The organism is Prosthecobacter debontii (genome assembly GCF_900167535.1).
In the GTDB taxonomy this organism is placed as follows: domain Bacteria; phylum Verrucomicrobiota; class Verrucomicrobiia; order Verrucomicrobiales; family Verrucomicrobiaceae; genus Prosthecobacter; species Prosthecobacter debontii.
In genome coordinates, this window is record NZ_FUYE01000035.1 from 1 (window position 1) to 11346 (window position 11346).

The window sequence follows — 11346 nt, forward strand, 5'->3', positions numbered from 1 at the left end:
GAACACTGGAATTTCACCGAGGAAACCTTCGAGCCTCATTCTGCCTCTCTCTATCAGAATGGCGGGGGCTATCTGGACGAGTTATTTGGCGACGAAGTTCCCACCTTGTCCGCTCTGAAAAGGATGGCCAAATTTTCCAATCAGTCGCTGTTGAGCTATCCGCTGGATTCGGCCTACCCCTATCTTGACGATCAGAGTGCCTCTGTTCAGGTTTCCTCTGAAACAGGCGAACCGTCTTCTCACCACCGGTCTCGGTCCGCGTGCTGTAAAGGAGACCTGCGACGCCGCCGCCCATGTCCGGACCGCGCACGTAGTTGACCGTATTGACGGCGGGTGTGGTGATCTGCGTCTGGAGGCTGCTGCCCTCATACTCCGCCACACTCAGGCCGCCGCTGAACAGGATGGCGGTGTGCTTAGCCGCCTGACCACTCTCTTCACTGACGGTGCCCACCCGACGGATGCGGTAGTCATAGGTGTAGCCGTAGCTCTTGGCATCGCTACGCGTCACACCCGCCAGACGGTTCTCAGTGGTCCAGGTGTAGGTGGTGCTGAGGCTGGTGGAGCTGGTCACACCCCTCAGGTGGGTTTGGGCCATTGGCGTGAGCGCGTGCTCACCGCCACCACTCACATTCATGACACTGGATACGCTGCTGGTGTTTTGCAGCAGGGTTACCAACTCGCTCGCCAGACTCAGACTCTCATAAAAACTGGCTCAAACTTCGGGGGCACTCCAGTGGGACCGTGCACTGACGCGTTCGGACGGTAAGGTGACAAGCTTCTTTGGGCCTCTGCACCGAGAAGCTTGCTGCAGAGTTGTATTTTTTTGGAAGCTTGCATGGATAACTTGCCTGCTATGGGTTGTCATTGTTCCGGAGAGATACTCTGAAGGTGGCATTGGTGACGTGCCTGCTATGGATTGTCACTATTACGATACCGGGCTTGTAACTTCTCCCACATCTCCTTTGAAAGTAAAGAAGGGAGCCAATAAGCTGCGTATTCCCATACACGTGGACTTTCAATCGAAGTCTTAATAACGAGCTCACCCAGTTTTCTTTCTCCAAGAATTTCAACACCAAGGCGCAGAAGATCTTGGATCGAGGAAGCGTCAGCCCTTGGCAAGTGTTTGAAGAGCATTATCTCACAAATCTTATGGTCTGCCGCCGATCTCAGTAAAAACAATGAACTTTGGCATTTCTCCTCAAGCAGTCTATCAATCAGAGGCAACTGCTCTGCTGGAGTCAGTTCACGGATCAACTTAGCTAACTGCTTGTCCCGCTTGGCGTCCCTGGACAAACTGAGCACAGCGCTCATAAGTGTTTCGATTTCTGCATTCATATAATGTTATTGCGCTTGGAATAACGCCCTAGGCAACCCGGCATCTACCGCTTGCCATGAGGCACTTGCCGGAGGTTTGAAATGGCCAGAAGCGTTGTTCCAGTTGTCGATAGGCCCTGCACTATTCCCATTCCCGAATTTGATCTGACCACCATATTCAAAGGGAGATCCTCGAGAAACATCAACATGGCCTCCTTGAGCCAGCGTGCGTCGGCTGATGTAGATTTTACCATCCTGTACTACGTAGGTATAGCTTCCGTTCGGCGTGAGTGGCTTGCCAGTCACACTGTTGAACCGCCATTTGTTCCCATCAAAATAGAGCTCCTTCCTCGTTAATGATACTGGCACATCCTCTGGATAAAGGTTGCTGAATAATTGCTTTTTTCTTGGGCCCAACACGCCGTTTGCGGTCAGTTTACTCAATAATTTAGCGCCACCAGCTTCAATTAGCGATACAAGACTCCGCGCTCCTCCAACAGCCATTGCTGTCTCAGCGTAATCGAAGTTCATATCACGTAACCCCACTGACACAGCATCTCCCATTCCTGCAAACCTCCGCGCCGCGGTGGTGTCGGCATCAAAACCCAATATCGGGGCTTGCACTCGAGAAGCTGGATTGATTAGATTGCCGTCTTTATCAGCATAATCCTGATACACCGACAGCTCAGCAAGCATGTACCCAAGCGCTTGATTCAGTCGGGCACTGGCCGTCAAAGCCTGATCTCCTTCCTTACTTCCAAATTTGTCCACTGCAACTTTCGACACCTTTTTAAGCTCGGTTGTAGTGTCATTAATATCTTTGATTTTTTGACGTGCTTCCTTGCGGTTTTTGGGCACTTCAAGGCCGAGAGGATCCCAAGCCGTCCAAGGATTCTGCATCACATACGCATACAGATTGGGGCCATCCACAAAACCTGCAGGGTCTCGGCTCAGCCACACACCCGTCTCGATATCCCGATATCGGAAGCCTTCATTCAGCAGGCCCGTCGGGTCTTCGTCCTTGCTGTTCGCACGCTGTTTGTCCAGGTTCTCTCCGGTCTCGGTCGGACGCTTGCCGTAGGCCTCGTAGCTGGCCGTCCAGGTCAAGGTGGCGCTTTCATCACTCTGCGCCACGATGTCGCCCCGGCCATTGCTGAGGTTATACCGCACCTTCCTCTCACCACCAGTCTCGGTCCGCGTGCTGTAAAGAAGACCACCGACGCCGCCGCCCATGTCCGGACCACGCACGTAACTGACCGTGTTGACCGTAGGGGTCGTGATCTGCGTCTGGAGGGTGCTGCCCTCATACTCCGCCACACTCAGGCCGCCGCTGAACAGGATGGCGGTGTGCTTAGCTGCCTGGCCACTCTCTTCACTGACGGTGCCCACCCGACGGATGCGGTAGTCATAGGTGTAGCCGTAGCTCTTGGCATCGCTACGCGTCACCCCGGCGAGACGATTCTCAGTGGTCCAGGTGTAGGTGGTGCTGAGGCTGGTGGAGCTGGTCACACCCCTCAGGTGGGTTTGGGCCATCGGCGTGAGCGCATGCTCACCGCCACCGCTCACATTCATGACACTGGATACGCTGCTGGTGTTTTGCAGCAGGGTTACCAACTCGCTCGCCTGAGTCGTGCTCTGATGCACGCGGCCTCCGCTCAAGGCTGTGCGTGGCAATGCCTCCAATGCATGAGTCCCGCCGCCGGTGACGGTCATAAGATTGCGAGCAGGGCTGTTGGTTTCTGTTAACCAGTCCACCACTTCGTCAGCTTTGGTTTTCACCAGGAAGTTTTCACCCCCACCGCTGAGCTGGAGTTCTCGTGTTTGGAGCTTATTGGAGCCTCCACCGGATACGGTGATCAGCGGATGATCGGCCAGCATCGCTATCACTTCACTTGCTGTTGTTTCTATAGCTCTTTCAACGCCACCGGTTAAAGCGGTGCGTGTCAGAGGTTCTAAGATGGTTTGGCCTCCCCCGGTTACTGTGATGAGGTCTTTCGTCGGGCTATCTTCGTCGGTCAGCAATGCAACGATATCGTCGGCATGACTTTCAATGCTGAATCCGTCACCACCGGTCGCTAGCTGTACGGTGCCTCGTTCGATCACCGCTGATCCACCGCCACTCACCTCCAACAATTCCATGACACTGGCGTTGGCATTTAAGAGGGTCACGATTTCATCGGCTTGTGTCAAGACAGTGGGAGTGACTCCACCAGCAGTAACGCCTGATTCTATCCATGGTTCACTTCCATCAGCCTCTACAACCCAAAGAAGTTCATTCGTCTCAGGATTGGAAACCAAAGCCCCTGCGATGTCCCATCCTGTAGCATTGACAGCAAAATCGACCCCGCCACCGCTCAAGGTTGTGGATGCACCGGTCGCCCATTCGAAGGCCGATTCTCCGACCTCGACATTGACCCGATGATACCAGTAGCCTTGGATCGCTGCCGCCACATCTTGCCAGGAGGAGATCACTTCTCCGAACTCATTGCTTCCCAAACGCACACGTAAACCTTGGGAATCTTCCCATACTTCGAGTCCCTGACCTGGGCTTTCAGCACCTTGCACCGCGAGCTTGATCCCATTTCCCGCTTCAGTGTTATCCACCGCCGTAATGCGCAACGGGCCTAACCAGCCTTCAGCTGGACGAATGGAGGTCGTGCCTAAATGGACCACGACTTCTCCATTAACCAGTTCTGCGGTTGTAGGTTGATTTTCTTCCTCCCCCATTACATGGCGAACCGTCAGGCCATTGCCTTCTGCCCCCATAGCTCTGGCCTCGTAGCGAAGCCCATTTAGAGTCAGCACTGCTGGGCTACCGCTTTCCTCCACCTCCAAGTTTACAAAGATGTCGCGGTCATAAACATACGCTTCGGCAGGTGCTGGAGGATCTGTGTAGGGATACCAAACGTCATAGTGAATTTTGACTTCGTCACCTTGGCGTCCAGGGAGTTTCGCTTGGAAATGAATGCCTTGAGACTCCGCCTCAGCAGGTGCTCCATCGGTAGTTGCTAGATAAACCAGAACATTATCCCCATCGACCTCGACCTCCTCGGCATCCTGAGCAGGCTCGCTTATCAGTCGGACAGCAACCTCACGTCCCTCCTCATGAGCAGCCTTGGTGGTGTAGGTGATGCCCTGGTTGGAGAGTGTGTCTGGCGTGCCTGCGTCTGTCCTCAACTTGAGTGTGAGGTCGCTCCCCGAAGTCGTCAGACTGTCTTGGTCATTGAGCGCAGCTTTTTCGATATGTACCCGAATGTCATTGCCGATGGGACCCACCGATCTAGCACTATAAGTGATGGATTGATCCACGGCGGAGGCAGCGTCTCCGCTGTCAGTCTCCAGGGTGACGGCGACTTCATTACCCAGCACGGTGACTCCAGGTGTTTGATCCGGAGCATCTGCGATCAAGGTCACCCCCACTTCATGCCCCGGGATATGAGCCTCAGGGGTCGCGTAGGTGATGCCCTGATGACTCAGAGAGTCCGGCAGCCCCATGTCGGTGGCCAAAGTCACGCTGGCATGTCCACCGCTCATCTGCACACCGAGTTCCTGCCCCGGCTCATCCGCATGCAAGCTGACGCTGAGATCCTCTCCATTTTCTCCTGAGGTAGTCGCTTGGTAAGTAACACCTTGCTGAGTCAGTGATGCTTGATTTTGACTCACCGTGTAAGTCGTGGATTCTCCTTGAATTCGGTTGCCGTTCGCATCGTAATCGATAACCACAGCCTTTCGAGGCTTGCCCCCCACTTGCGCCCGCTTCATCCAAGAGGTCAGCTGATTTCCGTCATTGTATTCATAGGTCCAATGACCTGGGTCCGTGCCACCTGTGACAGTCTTTGTGAGGCGATTGTTCGCCGCATCGTAGCTGTAGCTGGTCTGAGTCGTGAAGCTTGAGCCGCTCTCGGAGACGGATTCGGAGGTCAAGCGATTCGCCAAGTCATAGGCCATCGCCGTGGCCCGAGTCCCAGTCGAGCGTAGCGAGGTTCCCGGCCAGGTTTCGTGTTGCTCAGTGACATTTCCGACCTCGTTATACGTCCAACCGAATTCGGCCAAAACACCACTGTCTGTCCGATTGCCAATCCCCTGGAATAAGGTGCGGTTGGTCAGACGGCCTAACGGATCATGCACATTTTCGGAGACTTGGCCATTGGCGGAAATCAATACCGTCGCTCGTCCTGCTAAATCATAAGCATAACGTGTGAGACGTGCATCCACAGGACCCGACGCTAACCCCGCTTGACTGGCGAATTCAAGAATCAACTCAGGACGATTGAGCGCATCAGGCACGGTTTGGATCGTGCGGCCATGTCCTAATTCTGCAAGAATGCGGTTTCCACACAAATCATAGCCATAGGTGTGCGTCACCCCCCGGGAGGTCTCTTCTTTGACTCTGTTAAGAGCATCATAAGTGTAAGACACATCAGCCTCAGGATGCCCCGCCTCAGTGACGGAAAGCAATCGGCCAGCATTGTCGTAGTTGAAGCTGCGTAGAAGATCACCTCCAACACTTACCGTCAGCAACCGAGACCTGTCGTCATAGGTATAATCGGTGATTTCGCCGTTAGCATCCGTTTGGCTGGTTTTATGGACCGCATTATAGATGTAAGTCCATGTATCGTCATCGCCCGTTTGAGCCAGATCCTTCTTGAAGGTCTGGGTGAGTAAACGATTCAGCGCATCATAAGTGAACGAGGTCTCTTGCCCCAATCCATCTCTCACCAGTGTGCGGTTGCCCACACTGTCATATTCAAATTCATTGGTGATGCCTTCTCCATCAACGGTCTCTACAAGCCTGTTGTGTAAATCGTAGCTGTTTGTCACAACTTGATCGACCAGTTGCCCGGAAGAATTTGTCACCTTCTGGCTCACAGCAAGGACGTTACCGCCTGCATCGTACGCGGTGAGAACCGCATGCCCTAAGGCATCGACCGTTTTCCAGACACGACCCGCGGCATCATAATACATGCGCTGCTCGTGGCCTAAAGCATCCCGTTTCAGGGTAACCTGTCCACAATCGTCATATTCGGTTTCAACGATAGGATTGGCCAAGCCGCCCGTGATGGCATTCCACACGGGGGGATAGGTGACCCTATAGGGTCGGTTCCGCGCATCATACTGTGAGATCACCGAGCGCCCGAGCGCATCTTTGACTTTAACGGCATTTCCAGCGAGGTCATACGAAGTCTCCGTGACACCCGAAACACCAGCAATTGCGGGCTGGATCTCACGAATCGGCCTTCCCGCTTCATCGTATTGAATCACCGTTTCCGCCCCCAATTCATTGACTGTTTTCCATGGCTTCCCTGAATGGGTGTAAGCCACTCGTGACTCTGAACCATCTGCATAGGTTGTTTTGACAACCTGCCCATGTAAGTCGTAATCGAATCTTGTGACTTGCCCAAGCGGGTCCGTCACAGTCAGCGGGTTGCTTGCAAAATCGTAGGTCGTTGAAGTTTCACCGCTGATTCCAGCGACGGACTTAGCGACGGTTCGGTAAAGGTCATCCAACTCAAGAGTGGCCGTCGTGCCACGTGGATCGGTTACGCTACTCGGCTTGAACCTACTCGAATCAAAAATACTTCCACCAAACCTCTCATCATCGTAACCGTAAATCGTCTCTAGGCCGCCATCATCGACACTCAACAAACGACCGAGATTGTCATAAGTATTGGTCGTGATCTTACCACGAGGATCCGTTGAGGTTTGGACTTGCCCCCGAGGCGTATAGGTCATCGAAGACACCAGATCTCCATTATAAACAGGCTCATCTTCGGGATCTTCGGGTAACGTCACCAATGTGTATCTGGTATCCGCCTCATTATTGCCATTCATATCAACCGTCGTCGAAATGCGACGATTAAATTCATCGTAATCATGGAATGTCGCGACACCGTTTTCATTCACCTCCTTAACCAGATTGCCATGATCATCATAGGATAGGCTTTTGGTTGACCCATCAGGATGGGTGACATCAGTCAAGCGACCTCGGGCATCATATGCGAAGTTGGTAATCAGACCGCGACCGTCTTTAACCGAACGTTTCCTCCCTTGGCCATCGTAAGCTGTTTCAACCGATGACAAAATCGCTGAATTGATTCCGATTGTTTTCGTTTGTCGAACTCGACCGTTGGCGTCAGGGACATGGATGACCGTGGTTTCTGGAGCGCCATCCAAAGATGACCCATCCGTCACCGTCTTGGTAACAAATCCAGGAAAGGTTGTATCTTCATAGAAGTATGAAGTCGTGCGTATTCCCTGAAATGGACCGCTGATGGTCTCCGAGGTGCGTCTCCCGAGTCCATCAATCGTATATTCAGTAAGGACGCCCATTTCATCTCGAATGGATTTTAAGATCTGATAGGGGCCATAAGTATAACTTTTACCTGATCCTAGGGGGCCAGATTCAGCTACCGGATCATCATAGTAATAGCTTAGGCTTTCAAGGCCCCCCTGAGTCAGATCAAACTTAACTAATCTTTTAATCGCTGTTTCACATTTGCTATCATACCAGAACAAGGTCTGTTTTCCACTCATGTCCGTCACCGAATCAAGCGCCATCGCCGCATACCGGTTGAACGTAAAAGTTTCAGTTTTTGGGGTTTGCGGAATGTCTGTCGGCAAGTTTGGATTCACCTTTGTTGTCAAACGCATCTGCATAAAGCCCAAGTAGATCACCTGCCCGGGATCAGCTGTCCGTGTCGGATCTCCCGCAGGTCGATAGATCTCAGGTTGCTCAAATGAATATTCATAGACGCCCGCAGGGCCACTGACTTCTGTCCGCACTAGAACATAGGGGGAGGAGAGTTGGTTTTGCTCGACCTTAATCAGACGGGCACCCGTAAAGATCACCTCTTGATTATCAGGCAAGGTGATTTGGCTGATGAACATGGGGAGCCCGTATTGAGTCCGCCAAACTCCATTTGATTTGAATTGCGATGTATGATTAGGAACGTAGTCAAATGAGTAGCGATTGCCGTGTGAAGTCGCTGTCCAGGTTTCATCCTCAATTTCTGTGAGCTGGATATGGCTGTATTTGGTTTGAGAACCTGGATTCTGATCGATCTCAGTCCTTGTGTCATAGTAATAGCGCGCGCTACCTAAGGGCAGTTGATTGTAAATACTCCCGCCACCAGAAGGAACCACGTAACCTCCACTCCCTGCTGCCCCAGAAGCCACATGGGAAACCCCGATCAAAACGGGAGTTGCTCCGAAAAGGCTGTTTAGTGAAACATCCCCGTGGGATACACTGGCATAATGATAACATGTCGTCGCTCCATCAGGTGCACGAACTTCAGTCACTAGGTTGCCCACCTGACGAATTGTGATCTTGAGATCAGGCCTTTTGGTGTCGTAAATCTTACTGGGCGTGAGGGCATGGGCATGAGGATATTCATAAATCAAGGTGTTGTCCCATCTATCTGTAACCGAGATCAAACGAGCATATTCATTGATTGTGCCCGTCTCACTTCCATGAATACGGTCATCAGACACCGTTTGTTTGAAATCTAGCTTTTGGTAAACGCAAGTGGTTCCAAACTTCTTATTTAAAATAAACTGTCCGTTCGGAACCTCCGAAAGTAAATCGAAGCGGGTCTTGGCGTCCGCATCTTCTTTGTAGTCTCGCTGCCACGTTCCGAAGTATCGAACATAACTTTGACCTGTGCCATTCTCATCAATCACTGACGCTTTATTCCTGTTACTTATGTGAATGTAAGAACACAAATTTGATCGCCATCCACTACCGAAAGGTAAATCTGGACGCTCATCGGGTCTTAGCCCCGAGGTATTACTATAAGCCTCAGGAGACACATCACGTCTCACAGACAAGGGCAACAATGAACTCTCAACTGAGGCATAGATATCCGTCACCGAATGACGTAGCTGCCGAGTGTAAGCATCAACATAGGTTTCCTCAGGCTGCTGTCCGCTTTCATCCTGCTCTTGGGGTTTGCCATCGGGAATAGGCTGGCCTGTTAAACCAATCTTCCGATAACGTGGTCCAGACATGTCTGATATCGATAGCGAATGCGAAGAATCCTGAACTCCCTCTTCCTGAACAAGCCGAACTCGTCGCTTCTTCCCTCTAGGTGCATAATCTGTCGTGACACTACCAGCGTTGAATGAATCAATGATAACATTAAAGGATGATCCGACTTGATACCATCCATCCACCCCTTCTTGCTCCACCACAAAAGTTTTAGAGAGCGGAGCTGCTCCATCAGGAAGCGGCGGATCGCATAGGACAACAATCGTGACTTTGGATTTGGACCATTCAGGTGGTTCAACGGGTTCCCCGCAATAACATACTGAGACTGAATCATATTCTACACCGTCCAACCAATAGGTCCCCCCCGCTTCGCAAGAGCAGCCCCCAAATCCCAAACAGCCACAATCAATGACGACGTCAGGTCCAGGATCCTCGTCTTCTGGAGATGAAAAATAGCCGCTGGTTACTAAATTCTCATTGTCGTCCATGTACATATGATAGTCACCTGAAGTGGATTCATCATTATGCTCCGAATACCAGGTCTTAACATTGTACAGATATGTATATTCATAATTGGTTTCTGGAGCTTCTGAGCTGAACTCGTCGACCAGATTAAAATTCCGGAATCCTGTCCCTGTGTTCAGGTCAGCCACAGCCCCCGTAGGATTATACATGGTTCCTTGCCCCTGAACCGTATCAGGCGGTATGGCCTGATCATAAGCATGCTCGGCATCTAATTCAGCCCCATGAGTGTTGGTGAGAAGTGGGCTGGAGCCGAACCGATATTCAGCAAGATTGTTGAGGCCATCAGCATCTTCATCAGCTGCCGCATCGGCTGCGTTTCGTAGATTCAACCTGTAGTAGTGCTCCCAAAGATCGGGCATGCCATCACCGTCTCTGTCTCCTTCCTGTAGGGGTTGAGCGCTCCAAGAAGTGCCATTGATGCTATTGGCCCATTCCAGATCAGGCATGCCGCGTGATTCGGAATATCCGATGTCTAAACCAAGAAGGACTTCTTCGAAATTTAAAACACCATCACCATCAAAGTCGTGAACCGCATCATCAAACCAGTATTTGTTTAAACTGCCTGGATAGACGCTTCTCCAATAATTCTCCTGAATGTCCGTCATTCCATCCTGGTCAAAATCATAAGTCGTCAGATTTCCATCGAAGAGAGTCCCATTCAGATACTCCTGAAGGTTGGAGACCCCATCCGCATCCAGGTCTCCCGAAGCGTCTGTAGCATTCATCGGGTTCATGACCGGGGCGTAGAAGTTCTCCACTCGATTCGGTATCCCATCCCCGTCCGTGTCTGTCGAGTCCACCATCACATAGTCCTGATAAATGGGACTGATGGAATGAGGGTTGGTTGGGCTCAACTGGTGACCCTGAATCGACCCAGTATAAATCGCCAGCTCCTCATAATCAGTTAGGCCATCTGAATCCGTATCGACGTAGAGCGGGTCGGTTCCATAGGAAATCTCTTCTCCATCGAGCAAACCATCACCATCAGTGTCTGAGTTCGCTGAATCAGTTCCCCAGGTAACTTCATCCTCTTCATTCAGCCCATCATTGTCCCAATCGGCCCAGAGGCTTGGGTCATAAATATGGCTGTCTTGACCATCATAGTAGCCATCTCCATCGGCGTCTGTATCCCACACCTCTTCATCATCATTGATCCCATTCTCGTTCCAATCATTCCAAAGACCCGAGTCGTCGGGGTGAGAATCTTCGGGGTCATAATAGCCATCCCCATCGCTGTCGGTGGTGGCCTCGGCACTGTCATTGATGCCATTACCATTCCAATCCTCCCAAAGATTTGGGTTGTCGAAGTGCGAATCCCAAATGTCGCTGATGCCGTCTCCGTCCGTGTCCCAAGCTTCAGCCCAGTCACTGTAGCCGTTGTTATTCCAGTCGTCCCAAAGATTCGAATCGCTTGGATGGGAGTCGTTTTCCTCATTCGCACCATCATCATCCCAGTCACTCCAACGATCCCAATCCCATACGTGACTGTCATTGGAGTCATTGTAACCATCGCCGTCAGC

Annotated in this window: 4 protein-coding genes; 1 reads left to right on the top strand and 3 read right to left on the bottom strand. The window is 51.7% G+C overall.

Going from position 1 to position 11346, the window contains the following annotated elements; genetic code table 11:
• Window positions 1–13: 13 nt before the first annotated feature.
• The 3 genes from B5D61_RS25245 to B5D61_RS25255 all read right to left on the bottom strand — a co-directional run bounded on the left by B5D61_RS25245 (window position 14) and on the right by B5D61_RS25255 (window position 10962).
• Window positions 14–595, bottom strand: coding sequence for a hypothetical protein (locus tag B5D61_RS25245; protein ID WP_139373506.1), 582 nt, complete (start codon window positions 593–595; stop codon window positions 14–16).
• A 314-nt stretch (window positions 596–909) separates the two neighbouring features.
• Window positions 910–1335, bottom strand: a complete 426-nt coding sequence (locus B5D61_RS25250; RefSeq protein ID WP_078816211.1) for a hypothetical protein — start codon at window positions 1333–1335, stop codon at window positions 910–912.
• A gap of 6 nt (window positions 1336–1341) precedes the next feature.
• Complete coding sequence (locus tag B5D61_RS25255; RefSeq protein ID WP_217699071.1) at window positions 1342–10962, bottom strand: RHS repeat-associated core domain-containing protein; 9621 nt, start codon at window positions 10960–10962, stop codon at window positions 1342–1344.
• On the opposite strand from B5D61_RS25255, the gene B5D61_RS26720 reads away from it, so the two are divergent.
• A partial coding sequence (locus B5D61_RS26720) for a hypothetical protein (RefSeq protein WP_217699072.1) occupies window positions 10918–11346 on the top strand: 429 nt, incomplete at its 3' end. The genes B5D61_RS25255 and B5D61_RS26720 overlap by 45 nt on opposite strands.